Here is a 14,621-nt window from a genome sequence, read left to right as displayed (position 1 = left end):
ATTGAAGACTTTGTTTTTCTGTAAACCTAATTAACGCATCCATCTTCTTCCTTTCTAACTGTCTAATAATACCACTTTAATATCAGAATGAGCAATATAAACAATCGTCTTTCCACTCTTAGAATTAATCAGTATCTTATACTTCGCCAACTCATTCAAATACTTCCGAGCCGAATTAGCCGAAACATCATAATCCACAGAAATCTCCTTTGCCGTAAAAATTCGCCCTGGGGTTTTGAGAGCCTTTTTCACAATATCTTTCTGCACAAAATTAAGCTTTTCACCTATTTTTGAGCCTGAAAGTAGCATAGCAATCTCCTCAAACTCACGGCTCTTGGCTTGTAGATAACTAAGTAGCTCATTCACAGCCCTTAAAATCACCTCAACCTGATAATAGATAAAATAGGTCAAATCATTATCATCTATCTCACTATATAGATAACTCATTCCGTACTTTTTTGGAGCCTCTTTAAGAAACTTAGAGATAGAGATATACTCAAAATAGTCAAATCCATTTTTGAGCATATACCAATAGAAAATCGCTCTAGCAGTCCGTCCATTACCATCAGAGAAAGGGTGTTCATAACCTATCATAAAATGCAAGATAATTGCTTTGACCACAGGGTCGATAAAAACAGACCCATGCTCTCCATCATGTTGCTCATTGGCAAAGATACAGATTTTGGCTAGTCGCTCTGGGATTTGCGTGTAGCATGGTGGTTGATGAACTACCTCCCCATCTCGCCCACTACTAATAAATATATCATTATCCTCACGAAATTGCCCAGGGATTACACCATTCTCACTGCTATTTAGAGTAGCTATCTTGTGAAAAGAGAGAATCATATCAATGGTCAACTCCTCATTTTTGACTATCTTTAGCTCTTTCATCAAAAGATAGTTGTTGAGTATCATCTGCTCATCCTCACTGCGAGGTTTTCGCTCACGAGAGAGCATGTCCTTTGCTATTCTTCTCGTAACCGAAGCCCCCTCTAGTTGTGAACTGCTAATCGCCTCTTCCATTATAAGCGAAGAGATGAGAAAATTTTGTTTTAGTGAGTTGGTGGGGACAATCCCTTGACGAGAGAAGTTATATATCTTATATAGTTTGGCTTGAAGTGAATCAGGGATACAGAAATTAAAGTGATGCTCCTCTTTGTCATATATCTCAATCTGTTTGAGTTTAAAGAGACGCATCATCTTTGTCGCCCACCAAGCCATCTGTGGATTATCATCTTTCTCAACACGCCAACGGAACTCATCCCAATAGAGATAACGACCTTTTTTGTCCACATCTTGGTATTTAGTGAAATATCTCATTAGCTCATTGTATTGGCTATTCTCTTCGAGGAAGTTGTGTATCTTGTTTATGTTTTTTGTTGAGAAGTTGAACTCTGTTGGTGCTTTTTCTATAATTTGTTTTGCCATAAGGACTCTTTTAACGCAAAATTTTATTTTTGCGTTATTATAGCTGAAAACTACTTTAAATGATACTAGTCAGAAATACACTTCTTGATTCCAAGTCCACTAACAACCATCTCAATAAAATCTCCACAACTGCGACTACAGATATAATCATCACCTGAAAACTCTATACTTGTAAACCACTTTTTTGGATTATCTCGTCTATGTAAAACCTCTGGATAAATCTCCAAATCTTTCTCTGCTTCACCTACATATTTACAAATATCCGTCTTGAAAGTTGGGTCATCATATTCCAAAGTCAGTCTCATGTAACCCTCTTCCATTCTTACTACCGCTGTTGCATTCTCTGCCATCATTACTTCCTTTTATAGTGTATATAACTATAGCAGAACTTATATGAATTAGCAATATAAGCTTAAAAAAAGGCATATGTTACTTTTCTTCACGCCTAAAACAACACATTTTATCTTTTAGAGAATATTAAAAATATCTAATTTTTTTTGTGTGTAGATATTTAACAATTCATGATTTTCATATCGGATAAATTAAGTATTAATTAAAGTTTACCTCACATCTGCGTATAATTGTTTCAACTTTAAATATAGGAGTCCACATTGAATATTCATGAATATCAGGCGAAACAGGTGTTCGCTAAGTATGGTGTACCAACACCAAGAGGTATTATCGCTGAAACTGTCGACCAAGCAGTAGCAAATGCAGAAGAGCTAGGTGGTAGCATCTGGGTTGTAAAAGCACAAATCCACGCAGGTGGTAGAGGACTTGGTGGTGGTGTTAAACTAGCTAAGTCGATTGATGAGGTTAGAGAACTAGCTGATGAGATTTTGGGAATGACTTTGGTAACTCACCAGACAGGTCCAGAGGGTAAATTAGTAAACAAAGTATATATCGAAGAGGGTGCAGACATCCAAGATGAGCTTTACTTTTCTGTTGTACTTGACCGTGCTGCTGAGATGCCAATTATCATGGCTTCAACAGAGGGTGGTATGGACATCGAGACTGTGGCAGAGAATACTCCAGAGAAAATCATCAAAATAGAGATTGACCCAGCTATTGGATTCCAAGGTTTCCACGCTAGAGAGCTTATTTTTGGTCTTGGAATCACAGATAAAGCAGAGCAGAAAAAATTGATGAAATTTGCAGCATCAATCTATAAAGTCTATATGGATACTGATGCAGAGATGATTGAGATTAACCCACTTGTAAAAACTGGTGCGGGTGACTTTATCGCGCTTGATGGAAAAATGGGCTTTGATAACTCTGCTCTTGGAAGACAGAAATTCATTGCAGACATGAGAGACATCACCGAAGAGGATGCAGATGAGATGGAAGCGGCTAAATATGGTCTTAGCTATGTTGCTCTTGATGGCGAAATCGGTTGTATGGTAAACGGTGCTGGTCTTGCGATGGGTACAATGGATACAATCAACTATATGGGTGGAACACCTGCAAACTTCCTTGATGTTGGTGGTTCGGCAAATGCTGAAACTGTTGCAAAAGGTTTCGAGATTATCCTACAAAATCCAAATGTAAAAGCAATTTTTGTTAATATTTTTGGTGGAATCGTAAGATGTGACAGACTCGCAAATGGAATTATCGAAGCGACTAAGATTACAGATGTAAATGTTCCTGTAATCGTTAGACTTGATGGTACAAATGCACCAGAAGCAGCTGAAATCTTGAAAAATGCAAATATCGCTAACCTTATTGTTGGTGATGATTTGGGTGACGGTGCAGCCAAAGCAGTTGCAGCAGCTAAAGGAGAGAAGTAATGAGTATTCTAGTAAACAAAGATACAAAAGTAATCGTACAAGGGTTCACAGGTAAAGAGGGAACATTCCACGCAGAGCAGTGTATCGCTTATGGAACACAAATCGTAGGTGGTGTAACTCCAGGTAAAGGTGGTCAAACTCATCTTGGTCAACCAGTTTTCAACACAGTAAAAGATGCTGTAAATGCAACAGGGGCAACTGTATCTATGGTATTTGTTCCACCTGCATTTGTGGGTGACGCGGTAATGGAAGCAGCAGAGGCTGGAATCGAACTTGCTGTAATCATCACAGAAGGTGCACCTGTAAGAGATATGCAGATGGCAAAATCTCACGCTACAAAACACGGAATGATGACAATCGGACCAAACTGCCCAGGTGTAATCACAGCTGAAGAGTGTAAGATAGGTATCATGCCAGGTAATATCTTCAAAAAAGGTAATGTTGGTCTTATTTCAAAATCAGGTACATTAACTTACGAAGGTGCAAACCAAGTATGTAACGAAGGTTTCGGAATCACAACGGCAGTTGGTATCGGTGGAGACCCAATTATCGGGCTTAGCTACATTCAACTTCTACAGATGTTCCAAGATGACCCAGAGACAGAAGCAATCGTAATGATTGGTGAAATCGGTGGAGACCTTGAAATCCAAGCAGCAGCATTTATCAAAGAGAATGTAACCAAACCAGTAGTAGCATTTATCGCTGGTCAAACTGCACCTCCAGGTAAAACAATGGGTCACGCTGGAGCTATTATCTCTGGTAGTTCAGGAACTGCACAAGAGAAGATGGAAGCGTTAGAGGCTGTTGGTGTTAAAGTTGTTGTCTCTCCTGCTGAGATTGGGAAGGCTATTAAAGAGGTTCTTTCTTAATTTTTTTGATTGTTGGTCGATGAAATCTACCCTACAGATATTTAAATATTCTGTAGGGTTAGTTTACCGACCATCTTTGATTTAGACTTAATGAATTCAGTTATAATATGTGTTATAATGTTTTTAGTTTAATAAATGAAAGCGTAACAACTCCATGTTCTACACCAAAAATATCCAATCTACTTTAACAGACCTAGAATGCACCTTAGATGGACTAAGCACCCATGAGGCAACCCAGAGAAATAAACACTATGGACAAAACTCTCTACCAGATGCCAAAAAACATACCATTTTAGATATTTTCATTGAACAGTTCAAAAGCCCCATTATTTATGTTTTATTGATTGCTACGATTATCTCTTTTGCGATTAAAGAGTTTACGGATGGTGGATTTATACTGGCTGTTCTGTTTATCAATGCATTGATTGGAACATTTCAAGAGTATACAGCAGGGCAGAAGGCTGATGCTCTTAAAAAAGTGATTAAGACCTATGTGACTGTTTTGAGAGATGGTGAAAAAGTGGAACTAATTAGTCAAGATATTACCGTGGGGGATATACTGTTTTTTGAATCAGGGGTGAAAGTACCTGCTGATATACGAATCATTGAGACCAATGATTTGTCGGTCAATGAGTCACTGCTGACAGGGGAATCCATTGATGTGACCAAAGATGCCAATACTGTTTATGATGATATAGATACGCCCATTGGTGATAGAAAAAATATGCTCTATGCAGGTTCCATGATTACCAAAGGTCGTGCTGTAGGTGTGGTGACTGCCATAGGTGAACAGACGGAAGTGGGGAAGATTGCTTCGCTCCTTGCCTCATCTCATGTCTCTAAACCACCTCTGCTGTTACGCATGGAGAAGTTTTCAATCAATATCGCAAAGATTATTGGCGTTATTGTGGTGCTTATTGTTATGGTGGGTATCTATCAAGAGAGTGAGTTGAAAGATATATTTTTCCTCACCGTTGCGATTGCCGTATCTACCATTCCAGAGGGTCTTCCTGTTGCGATAACGGTAGCATTGAGTATGGCAAGTTCGGTTATGAGCAGACGAAATGTTATCGTTCGTAAACTTTCAGCCATTGAGGGGTTGGGGTCTTGTACGCTGATTGCCAGTGACAAGACAGGTACGATGACGCAAAACCGACTAAGCGTTGAGCAGTTTATCACCCCTACCAAAATCTATAAAGCGACCGAAGCTACGGATGAGTATATACTCAAATGTGCCATACTATGTAATGAATCGACTTGCACGGTTGAGGAGTCGAAGTACCATTTTTTAGGCGACCAAGTCGATGTCGCCTTAGCCAGATATGCACTTGATATAGATGATTCACTTTTTCAACTGCAAAAAGAGATTACACCTATAGAGGTGATGCCCTATGAACCTGAAAATCAATTCTCTGCAATGAGTTATAGACTGGGTGGTAAAAAGATACACTTTATAAAAGGCTCACCTGAAATGATTCTAAGTAAATGTACTTTTCAAGACAATAGTTCAGACACGGTTTTGGAACAAGTCAATCTGTGGGCAGGGAGAGGGTTTAGAAATATCGCTTTGGGATATAAGATAAGTGAAGAGGATGAACTGGCAAAAGATGGCTATAGTTACCTTGGTTTTGCTACCATTATTGACCCACTAAGAGAGGGTGTCAAAGATGCTATCCAAACAGCTTCAGAGGCGGGTGTCGAAGTGGTTATGATTACAGGTGACCATCCCAATACGGCTTTTTTTATTGCCAAAGAGCTTGGTATTGCTATCAGTAAAGATGAGGTGATTGATGGTCAAGCGATTGCTCACTGGATAGAAAATGGTGCACCCAAAGAGGAACTCGCACACAAAAGAGTATTTGCCAGAGTCTCCCCTGAACAGAAACAGCTCATCGTTAAAACTTTTCAAGATTTAGGTCATTTTGTAGCCGTCACGGGAGATGGTGTCAATGATGCCCCAGCACTTAAACGAGCCAATATCGGTATATCTATGGGAAAAAGTGGAACGGATGTTGCCAGAGAGTCGAGTGATTTGATTTTGACGGATGACTCATTTGGTTCTATCGTTAATGGGATTGAAGAGGGACGAGTCGCTTATGACAATATACGAAAAGTTATCCATCTCCTTATCTCTACAGGTTTTGCTGAGATTGTGCTTATCCTGCTATCTATGCTATTTTTTGTCCCTATACCACTCTTGCCTGTGCAACTGTTGTGGCTCAATTTGGTGACCAATGGGATTCAAGATGTGGCACTGGGACTTGAAAAAGCTGAACCAAGTGTCCTGAAAAGGGAGGCACGAGACCCCAAAGAGCCTATATTTAACACCATTATGATTAGTAGAGTGATTGTGGGTGGTCTATATATGGGAATATCGGCATTTGTACTCTTCTATACGCTACTCCAATATGGATACAGTGAAGAGATGGCACGAAATATGACCCTGCTGTTGATGGTTCTATTTGAAAATGTACATGTCTTTAACTCCAGAGCAGAAAACAACTCCATCTTTAAAATTGACCATAGCAAAAACAGGTTTTTATGGCTCTCCGTTATCATCGCTCAAGGAGTTCATATCTTCTCTATGTACAATCCTTTTATGCAGTCTCTATTGGATGTTCAGCCAGTCGATTTAAAAAAATGGGGAGTACTGTTGGGTATCGCGTTGATACTTATGGTGGTCATGGAGATAGAAAAAATGGTTAGAAGGAGACTCCAATAATGTGTCTGTCAATACCGAGTCGTGTAACAAAAATAGATAAAATCAGCAATATGGCTACCATTGATACGATGGGTGTCAGTAGAGAGGCAAGTTTGGATTTGATAGAAGAGGAGCATATTCAGATAGGAGATTATGTTTTAATTCATATTGGATTTATTATGAATAAGATAGATGAAAAAGATGCTCTGTTGTCTCTTGAAACCTACAGAGAGATACTGGTTATTTTAGAGGCAGAGGATGAAAGATAGACTAGAGTTAAAAGATTTTTATAGTGGATTTCGACAAGCAGAGGTGATAAAATCTTATGCAAAATTAATCGCAAAAGAGGCAGAAAAACTAAACAGCCAACTCAATATCATGGAGGTGTGTGGTGGTCATACCCATACCATTATGCGATATGGACTAAAACAACTACTCCCCCCAAATATAAGCTTTATACATGGCCCAGGATGTCCTGTCTGTGTAATGCCAAAAGAGCGAATAGACCACGCCATCGCTTTGGCACAACTCTCCAATATCATACTGGTGACTCTAGGAGACATGATAAAAGTTCCAGGTAGCCAATCAAGCCTACAAGATGTAAGAGCCAATGGTGCTGATGTGAGGTTTGTCTACTCTCCACTGGACTCTATCAAAATAGCCAAAGAGAACAGCGATAAAACCATTATATTTTTTGCAATCGGATTTGAAACCACCACCCCCATGACCTCTGCACTCATCAACCAAGTCATTATTCAAGATATAAAAAACATGCTGTTTCATATCAATCATGTGACCGTACCTGAGCCGATGAAAGTTCTACTGGATGATAAAGAGAACAAAATAGATGCTTTCATAGCACCAGCCCATGTGAGTGTCATAACAGGAAGTAAGATTTACGATGAGTTCCCAAGAGATTACCAAAAACCCGTCGTGGTGAGTGGTTTTGAACCTGTGGATATGATGGAATCCCTCTTTATGATACTCAAACAGATAAATGAGAAGCGATGTGAAGTTGAAGTGCAATACTCAAGAAGCGTTACCAAAGATGGAAACCGTAGAGCTCAAAGATTGAATGATAAGTTTTTTGAAAAGAGTGACTCTTTTAGATGGAGGGGGATAGGTGATATTGCTCAAAGCTCTTTCAGATTAAAAGATGCGTTCAGACATCTTGATGCCGAGGTGAGATACAGAGATAAATTGTCAACTGCTAAGATTGATGACCATAAGCTCTGTATCTGTGGAGATATTCTGAAAGGGAAAGCCAATCCGAAAGATTGTAGAGTTTTTGGCACGGTTTGTAAGCCGTCTCGACCTTTGGGGAGTTGTATGGTTAGTAGTGAGGGGGCTTGTTCGGCTTATTATCGGTATGGGGATTCGCCTTAACTCTAAATGGTGCGATGGCAATCGCACCCTACTTACTCAACCTCACCACCAAATCCAAAAGCTTATCATTAATCCTATGTCTATCTTTGACAACTTCATTAACTTCTAAAAATTCAAACTTAGCATCCCTATAAACAATTATCTCATTAACACTATCTTGCATCAATCTATCTATAGCATAGGATATAAATTCAAATGCCATTAGTCTATCATATACGCTAGGGCTTCCTCCTCTTTGTATGTGACCTAGTATCAGCTCTCGTACTTCTAGTTTTAAATCTCTCTCTATCCACTCTTTTATCTTATCAGTATCGTTTGTACCCTCAGCAACTACGGCTAAAATATTTGTTCTACCCTCTTTCATCTCTTCGCTTATCTTTTTTTGCAATGCCTCTAAATCATATCTTATCTCAGGAATGATACAAATTTCTGCACCACTGGTTAGGGCTGATATGAGTGCTAAGTATCCACAATCTGCTCCCATGGTCTCAACCACAAATGCTCTTTTGAAAGACAAAGCGGTGTCTCGAATCTCATCTAAGGCAGTTCTAATGACATTGAGTGCCGTATCAACACCAAGGCAGTAGTCCGTTCCATTGATGTTGTTGTCGATGGTTGAGGGGATTCCGATAAAAGAGATGTTGAACTCTTTAGAGAAAATATCCATCGCTTTGAAACTTCCATCACCACCCAAGACGATAAGTTTATCAATACTATTTTTTTGTAAATTACGATAGGCTATCTCTCTATTGGAAAACTCATAAAATCTTTTTGACCTTGATGTGCGAATCATCGTTCCACCTAGATGGATGATTCCAGTCACATCTTTATAATCTGCTTTTCTAATATCTCCATCAATTAAACCTTCAAGTCCATCAAAAATAAAATAGGGTGTCAAGTTTTTATCAAGGGCGTACTCAACAAACTTTTTAATGGCAGGATTCATTCCAGAGCTGTCTCCACCTGAACACATTATTGCGATTGAACCCATATTGAACTCCTATTTTTAATTGTTAAATTATACTAAACAGTAAGATAGAAATCACTTAAATTCAAGTTTTGTTGATGTATACTATTTAGCTTTTAAAATGGATTGATATACAAGGAAGAGAGTGATGAAAGACCTAGAGAAAGAATTTTTAGACAATAAAAACAAAGATAAAGATGTCTGGCGACTGTTTAAAATTATTGGAGATTTTACAGATGCGTATGATGAACTAAGTACACTTCCTCCTGCTGTATCTATTTTTGGAAGTGCGAGAACACCCACGGATGATAAATATTATAAGATAGCTTGTGAGCTATCGACCACGCTCTCCAAAGAGGGGTATGCCATTATGACGGGTGGTGGAGGTGGTATTATGGAGGCTGGTAATAAGGGTGCTGACATCTCTGTTGGATTGCATATCAGACTTCCAATGGAACAGAAAATTAATCCTTTTGTCAAACTTTCACTAGAATTTAGATATTTTTTTGCACGAAAAGTTACTTTTCTGAAATATTCAGTTGCTTTTGTTGTAATGCCTGGGGGGTTTGGAACACTGGATGAACTCTCTGAAGCTTTATGTTTGGTTCAGACCAAGAGGATGGGGAATTTTCCGATTATACTTTTTGGAAAATCTTTTTTTGAACCTTTGGAGGATTTTTTTAGAATGATGCTCAAACATCAATATATAGATAAGCAAGATATGTTATCTTATCTGATTACTGATAGTATTGATGAAGCGATTGAGTATATTAAAAAGAGCAGATGATGAAAAAAACCGATAAAATAAAACTAGCCCACGGAAATGGTGGAGAAGAGAACAGTGAACTGATAAGAGAAATTTTTTACAAAGCATTTGATAATGAGATACTCAACAAGAGTGAAGATTCAGCCATTATAGAAGAGGGGAAGTTGGCATTCTCCACCGATAGTTTTACCGTGACTCCTCTCTTTTTTGCTGGGGGTGATATAGGTAAACTTAGTATTTGTGGGACTTGTAATGACTTAGCCATGATGGGGGCAAAACCTAAGTATTTGACCTGTAGTGTTATACTTGAAGAGGGTTTTAGTATAGAGGAGCTTGAAGTTATCGTCGAATCAATGCGAAAAGAGTTGCTGGTAAACGGTGCTATTATCGTCAGTGGGGATACCAAAGTAGTGCCAAAAGGGAGTGTGGACAGGATATTTATCAATACCACGGGCATTGGAGAAGTGGTTAAAAAGGGTATCAGTTCAAATAAAATCAGAACCAATGACATTATAATAGTAAGTCGAGATATTGGGTCTCATGGAGCGACCATATTTGCCTCTCGTGAGGGGATTGACCTTGGTGGTGATTTAGAAAGTGATTGTGCTTCACTCTACCCTATTGTCAAAAAACTGCTTGATGAAAATATAGCCATTACGGCATTAAGAGATGCAACCAGAGGAGGGCTTAGTGCCGTACTCAATGAGTGGGCAAAACAGTCCAATATCTGTATAGAGGTAGAGGAGAAGACCATTCCTGTCAGCGATGTGGTGATGGGATTTTGTGAGATACTTGGGTTTGACGCAACCAGTTTAGCCAATGAGGGAACTTTTGTTTTGGCTCTTAAAAAAGAGGAGGAAGCAAGAGCGTTAGAGATATTAAAAGCATTTAATAACAGTGCAACGACCATTGGTAGAGTAACCAATCGACATCCTAAAAAAGTTATTTTACATTCAGCATGGGGTACGCAACGATTTCTCGATATGCCCAGTGGTGAACTCTTGCCACGGATTTGCTGATGCATGAGTACTCCATCGTCCAATCATTAATAGAGAGTTGTGAAGAGCATGTCAAAACAAATAGTGCAACACGCGTCACCAAAGTCGTGATAAAAATTGGGGTTGTGAGTGGTGTTGAACCTTATCTGCTAGAGAGTGCATTTGAACTCTTCAAAGAGGAGACCGTTTGTGATGGATGTGCGTTTGTTATGAATATACAAAAAGTAAAGATAGAGTGCAACAGCTGTAACAGTCAAAGCGAACTAGAGAAAAATGAGTACTGCTGTCCAAACTGTAACGGCGTGGATATAGAGGTACTCGATGGTGAAGAGATGTTTTTAATGCAGTTGGAACTGGAGTGATGTTTCATATTGAGATAAGAGGCATGGTTCAAGGGGTGGGATTTCGCCCCTATATTTATAATCTTGCTTTGACTTTTGGTCTGAAAGGGTATGTCACCAATAGTGGGTATGGTGTCTTGATTGTGGTAGATACGACCAAGGGGTCACTTAAGAAGTTTATAGAAGCCATTAAAGAGACTGCTCCTCCTCTAAGCCATATAGAGTCTATTGAGTTTAAGTTAGTAGAAGAGAGAGAACGCTTTAGTGAATTCACCATACAAAAAAGTAAAAAACAGACCAAACTCTCGTTACAAATTCCTGTTGATATTGCCATGTGCCAAGCGTGTCAAAAAGAGTTAAACGATAAAAACAACAGGCGATATCACTACCCATTTATAAGCTGTGTAAACTGTGGATCACGATTTAGTATCATTAAAAACTTGCCTTATGATAGAGATAAGACCTCCATGAGCAAGTTTAAGATGTGTCAAAAATGTCAAGATGAGTATAATAACCCAAAAGATAGAAGATACCATGCACAACCCATTGGATGTTTTGATTGTGGGGCTACACTCTCCAACTCCATTGATGAAACGGTCAAGTTTATACTAGAGGGGAAAATAGTTGCGATAAAAGGGATTGGTGGTTATCATCTGGTTTGTGATGCTACCAATGAAAAGAGTCTTCAACGCTTAAGAGCAAAAAAACAGAGACCCTCAAAACCCTTTGCCATTATGGTAAAAGATATGGCGATCGTCAAAAAAATCGCAATGGTCAATAGAGCCGAAGAGCAACTTCTAACCTCAAATAGACGACCCATTGTTCTACTAAAAAAACTTCATCCTCCCCACTTAACACTTAGCACTCTAATCGCTCCATTGATAAACCAAATTGGTCTGTTTTTACCCTATACCCCGATACATGAATTGATATTACAAAAGTTAGATAGACCATTGGTGACAACCAGTGCAAATTTATCAGGTGAACCACTCTGTACCACTTATAAAGAGATTATGAAACTCTCTAATATTTGGGATTACGCTTTAGATCACGATAGAGACATCGTCAATGGTTGTGATGATTCGGTATTGTTTGTAGAACATGAGACAACTTTTATCTTACGAAATGCACGAGGATATGCACCAACCTATTTGCAACTCCCCTTTAAAACCGACAGAAAAATACTCACTCTTGGAGCCAATCAAAAAAATACCATAGCCATCTGTATTGATAACAGAGTAATACTCTCGCCCTATATTGGAGATTTGAACTCGCTTTCAACGGTTCAAAACTTTAAATCCCAGATAGAGAGACTGAAACGAATCTATAACTTTGAGCCAGATATAATCGTTTGTGATAAACATCCCCATTATGCATCAACCCAATATGCAAAAGTCTTAAAATCAAAAAATTACAACCTGCAACTTATCCAAATACAACACCACCATGCCCATATCTTAGCAACGATGGGGATAAACCGTATCACTTCAAAAGTTTTAGGAGTCAGCTTTGATGGAACAGGATATGGAGATGATGGCAATCTCTGGGGTGGAGAGTTTTTAATCTGTGACCAACATGAGTATAAGAGAGTTGGACATTTCAGATATTTCAGACTCTTAGGTGGCGAAAAAGCGATAAAAGAACCCAGAAGAGTGGCACTTGCTTTTCTATTTGAAATTTATGGTGAACAAGTTTTTGATATAGAGAGTGATGTTACTAAATCATTCTCTTTGATTGAACTAAAAACACTCTATATCACATGGCAAAAAGGATTAAACGCACCGTGGAGTAGCTCTTGTGGAAGACTATTTGACGCTGTAGCCTCTCTTTTAAATATAGTGCAAGTCTGTAGTTACGAGGGAGAGAGTGGACTCCTATTGGAGAGTTTTTATAATGAAAATATCAGAGACCATTATAGATTTTACTTCGATGATGGGCAAATTGATTTTTCTAATATCGTTATACAGATATTAGAAGAGAGCGACAGAAACAGAGCCGTATCAAAATTTTTCAATACCCTTGTTGAGATTATAGTTGCCATGTATCAAAAATATAATCTACCTCTGGTTCTCGGTGGTGGAGTATTTCAAAACAGAGTCTTGCTTCGATTGATTATGGATAAAATTCCTAATGTGATTTTGCCAAAAGATTTTGTGAGTAATGATGGGGCGATTGCTTATGGACAGGCGATGGGTGTTCTCACTTCTAAATGGGGATAAGTTAGATGATACACGCGTTGATTAAATCTTGTTCTTACCTCTTTAATAGTCAAATACCCTGTCTGAAAAAGAAGCGTTTCTAACTGTATATGGTCTATATCAAAATTTCCCAAATTGGATTCATCCATTTCAATATTTTCAAAATCAGAGATAAAATATCTATTTTGTTTTAAAACTTCAATCAAAAATGAGGGATTACCTGTCTCAAACCAATAGTTACTATAAATCTTATTCCTAGAGAAAAAGAGTAAAATATCAAAAGGATTATAGACACCCTCTCCCAAAAAGTTATAACCGTTGTACCATTTTTTCAATTCATCTAAATCAACTCCGTCCAGTAGCTCTTCAAAAGAGTTTTTTGATAAAATTTAAATCACTCTTGCTTCTTGCACCTTGATAGAGTTCCATCACAACAATATCATTAATAAACAGCTCTTCAAAATGATAAGGCTCAATAAGCGATTTGTTTCCCTTTATATACTCTATCAAAATATTGGTATCAAGGAGTATCATCTATATGAATCCTCTCGTAGTTTTTTTGCAAAAGCAACCGAATCTTCAACATCTTTAAATGGATTAGTCATCTCTGTTTCACTCTCCTCAACAGGTAGTTTATAGTAGTTCTCCATTGGGTTTAACTTTTTGTATTTAAAAGTTGGTTTATTACTTTTATGGAAATAGTTATCTATAGCTCTTTTATTGTCTTGAATAAAAGAGACAATAAACTCCATAAACTTCTCTTGGTTAGAGTGAAACTTTGTCTCAAAAATATCTTGCATTTCAGGACTATTAATTTGTAATTGTAACATTTTCTTACTCCTTTTATTTGATTTTATTTTATTATTTCTGAAACTTAATTTTCATATGAGTTAATTAGTACCACTTTTCATATTCATTTGAAATATCGTTAAATCCGTATTTTGCCAAAGGTACAATATGGTCAATATGATAATTGTTAGAAATATTGATTATTCCAGATAAATCTTTTTTACAATAAGTACATGTACCTCTATCTCTAAAAAAAACTGCTTTTTTTGCCCAACTTGGTATATTTTTTCTTAATAACTTTTTTTTATTATTTAATAAGTCTTTTACATTATCAGACTCATCAACTTCTAGCATTCCAAAAATTCCTGATATATTGAGATTGAATTTTCTT

General features: G+C 37.9%; 16 protein-coding genes. 9 read left to right on the top strand and 7 right to left on the bottom strand.

Annotation, left to right across the window (positions count from 1 at the left end; all coding sequences use genetic code 11):
- Window positions 1-54: 54 nt before the first annotated feature.
- Both GSY74_RS01815 and GSY74_RS01810 read right to left on the bottom strand, forming a co-directional pair.
- Window positions 55-1,428, bottom strand: coding sequence for a Fic family protein (locus GSY74_RS01815; RefSeq protein WP_164663409.1), 1,374 nt, complete (start codon window positions 1,426-1,428; stop codon window positions 55-57).
- 65 nt (window positions 1,429-1,493) lie between these two features.
- Window positions 1,494-1,778, bottom strand: coding sequence for a hypothetical protein (locus GSY74_RS01810; RefSeq protein WP_164663408.1), 285 nt, complete (start codon window positions 1,776-1,778; stop codon window positions 1,494-1,496).
- A gap of 261 nt (window positions 1,779-2,039) precedes the next feature.
- Between GSY74_RS01810 and sucC the strand changes: the two genes are divergently transcribed.
- From sucC to hypD, 5 genes are all read left to right on the top strand, one after another.
- The gene (gene sucC / locus GSY74_RS01805) at window positions 2,040-3,215 is read left to right on the top strand and encodes an ADP-forming succinate--CoA ligase subunit beta (RefSeq protein WP_164663407.1); all 1,176 of its coding nucleotides are present in this window, start codon (window positions 2,040-2,042) and stop codon (window positions 3,213-3,215) included.
- Entirely contained in the window at window positions 3,215-4,084 is an 870-nt protein-coding gene (gene sucD, locus GSY74_RS01800) for a succinate--CoA ligase subunit alpha (protein WP_164663406.1), read from the top strand. The genes sucC and sucD overlap by 1 nt, the downstream gene beginning before the upstream one ends.
- A gap of 154 nt (window positions 4,085-4,238) precedes the next feature.
- Window positions 4,239-6,806 (top strand): HAD-IC family P-type ATPase, encoded by a 2,568-nt coding sequence (locus GSY74_RS01795; RefSeq protein WP_164663405.1) that lies wholly within the window; start codon window positions 4,239-4,241, stop codon window positions 6,804-6,806.
- A complete protein-coding gene (locus GSY74_RS01790) occupies window positions 6,806-7,054 on the top strand; it encodes a HypC/HybG/HupF family hydrogenase formation chaperone (protein ID WP_164663404.1) in 249 nt (82 codons plus the stop codon). Before GSY74_RS01795 ends, GSY74_RS01790 begins: the two co-directional genes overlap by 1 nt.
- Entirely contained in the window at window positions 7,044-8,171 is a 1,128-nt protein-coding gene (hypD, locus tag GSY74_RS01785; protein ID WP_164663403.1) for a hydrogenase formation protein HypD, read from the top strand. The genes GSY74_RS01790 and hypD overlap by 11 nt, the downstream gene beginning before the upstream one ends.
- A gap of 28 nt (window positions 8,172-8,199) precedes the next feature.
- Here hypD and GSY74_RS01780 read toward each other — a convergent pair whose 3' ends face one another.
- Window positions 8,200-9,162: a 6-phosphofructokinase gene (locus tag GSY74_RS01780; protein WP_164663402.1), complete on the bottom strand. Its 963-nt coding sequence runs from the start codon at window positions 9,160-9,162 to the stop codon at window positions 8,200-8,202.
- A gap of 124 nt (window positions 9,163-9,286) precedes the next feature.
- Between GSY74_RS01780 and GSY74_RS01775 the strand changes: the two genes are divergently transcribed.
- From GSY74_RS01775 to hypF, 4 genes are read left to right on the top strand one after another with little or no spacing between them, the layout of a single operon-like run.
- A complete protein-coding gene (locus tag GSY74_RS01775) occupies window positions 9,287-9,925 on the top strand; it encodes a TIGR00730 family Rossman fold protein (protein ID WP_164663401.1) in 639 nt (212 codons plus the stop codon).
- Window positions 9,925-10,923 (top strand): hydrogenase expression/formation protein HypE, encoded by a 999-nt coding sequence (gene hypE / locus GSY74_RS01770; protein WP_164663400.1) that lies wholly within the window; start codon window positions 9,925-9,927, stop codon window positions 10,921-10,923. The genes GSY74_RS01775 and hypE overlap by 1 nt, the downstream gene beginning before the upstream one ends.
- On the top strand, window positions 10,923-11,264 hold the full coding sequence (hypA, locus tag GSY74_RS01765) for a hydrogenase maturation nickel metallochaperone HypA (protein ID WP_164663399.1): 342 nt from the start codon (window positions 10,923-10,925) through the stop codon (window positions 11,262-11,264). Before hypE ends, hypA begins: the two co-directional genes overlap by 1 nt.
- Entirely contained in the window at window positions 11,264-13,462 is a 2,199-nt protein-coding gene (gene hypF / locus GSY74_RS01760) for a carbamoyltransferase HypF (RefSeq protein WP_164663410.1), read from the top strand. Before hypA ends, hypF begins: the two co-directional genes overlap by 1 nt.
- On the opposite strand, the gene GSY74_RS01755 is transcribed toward hypF, so the two are convergent.
- From GSY74_RS01755 to GSY74_RS01740, 4 genes are all read right to left on the bottom strand, one after another.
- The gene (locus GSY74_RS01755) at window positions 13,420-13,776 is read right to left on the bottom strand and encodes a hypothetical protein (protein ID WP_164663398.1); all 357 of its coding nucleotides are present in this window, start codon (window positions 13,774-13,776) and stop codon (window positions 13,420-13,422) included. The two genes, hypF and GSY74_RS01755, sit on opposite strands and share 43 nt — an antisense overlap.
- Before the next feature lie 31 nt (window positions 13,777-13,807).
- On the bottom strand, window positions 13,808-13,975 hold the full coding sequence (locus GSY74_RS01750) for a type II toxin-antitoxin system VapC family toxin (protein WP_164663397.1): 168 nt from the start codon (window positions 13,973-13,975) through the stop codon (window positions 13,808-13,810).
- Window positions 13,972-14,271: a hypothetical protein gene (locus GSY74_RS01745; RefSeq protein WP_164663396.1), complete on the bottom strand. Its 300-nt coding sequence runs from the start codon at window positions 14,269-14,271 to the stop codon at window positions 13,972-13,974. The genes GSY74_RS01750 and GSY74_RS01745 overlap by 4 nt, the downstream gene beginning before the upstream one ends.
- 64 nt (window positions 14,272-14,335) lie before the next feature.
- Window positions 14,336-14,621 (bottom strand): HNH endonuclease (locus tag GSY74_RS01740; protein WP_223157427.1); only part of this gene is annotated, 286 nt, incomplete at its 5' end.

Origin of the sequence: Sulfurovum sp. bin170 (assembly GCF_010892395.1) — a bacterium.
GTDB lineage: Bacteria > Campylobacterota > Campylobacteria > Campylobacterales > Sulfurovaceae > UBA1140.
The sequence above is the reverse complement of the archived record's forward strand: the minus strand, read 5'-3'. Positions and strand labels throughout refer to the sequence as shown.

Excerpts from the sequence above, each read along its gene's own strand:
- GSY74_RS01815 (WP_164663409.1), bottom strand. The coding sequence starts at position 1,428 with ATGGCAAAACAAATTATAGAAAAAGCACCAACAGAGTTCAACTTCTCA.
- GSY74_RS01810 (WP_164663408.1), bottom strand. The coding sequence starts at position 1,778 with ATGGCAGAGAATGCAACAGCGGTAGTAAGAATGGAAGAGGGTTACATG.
- sucD (WP_164663406.1), top strand. The coding sequence starts at position 3,215 with ATGAGTATTCTAGTAAACAAAGATACAAAAGTAATCGTACAAGGGTTC.
- GSY74_RS01795 (WP_164663405.1), top strand. The coding sequence starts at position 4,239 with ATGTTCTACACCAAAAATATCCAATCTACTTTAACAGACCTAGAATGC.
- GSY74_RS01790 (WP_164663404.1), top strand. The coding sequence starts at position 6,806 with ATGTGTCTGTCAATACCGAGTCGTGTAACAAAAATAGATAAAATCAGC.
- hypD (WP_164663403.1), top strand. The coding sequence starts at position 7,044 with ATGAAAGATAGACTAGAGTTAAAAGATTTTTATAGTGGATTTCGACAA.
- GSY74_RS01780 (WP_164663402.1), bottom strand. The coding sequence starts at position 9,162 with ATGGGTTCAATCGCAATAATGTGTTCAGGTGGAGACAGCTCTGGAATG.
- GSY74_RS01775 (WP_164663401.1), top strand. The coding sequence starts at position 9,287 with ATGAAAGACCTAGAGAAAGAATTTTTAGACAATAAAAACAAAGATAAA.
- hypE (WP_164663400.1), top strand. The coding sequence starts at position 9,925 with ATGAAAAAAACCGATAAAATAAAACTAGCCCACGGAAATGGTGGAGAA.
- hypA (WP_164663399.1), top strand. The coding sequence starts at position 10,923 with ATGCATGAGTACTCCATCGTCCAATCATTAATAGAGAGTTGTGAAGAG.
- hypF (WP_164663410.1), top strand. The coding sequence starts at position 11,264 with ATGTTTCATATTGAGATAAGAGGCATGGTTCAAGGGGTGGGATTTCGC.
- GSY74_RS01750 (WP_164663397.1), bottom strand. The coding sequence starts at position 13,975 with ATGATACTCCTTGATACCAATATTTTGATAGAGTATATAAAGGGAAAC.
- GSY74_RS01745 (WP_164663396.1), bottom strand. The coding sequence starts at position 14,271 with ATGTTACAATTACAAATTAATAGTCCTGAAATGCAAGATATTTTTGAG.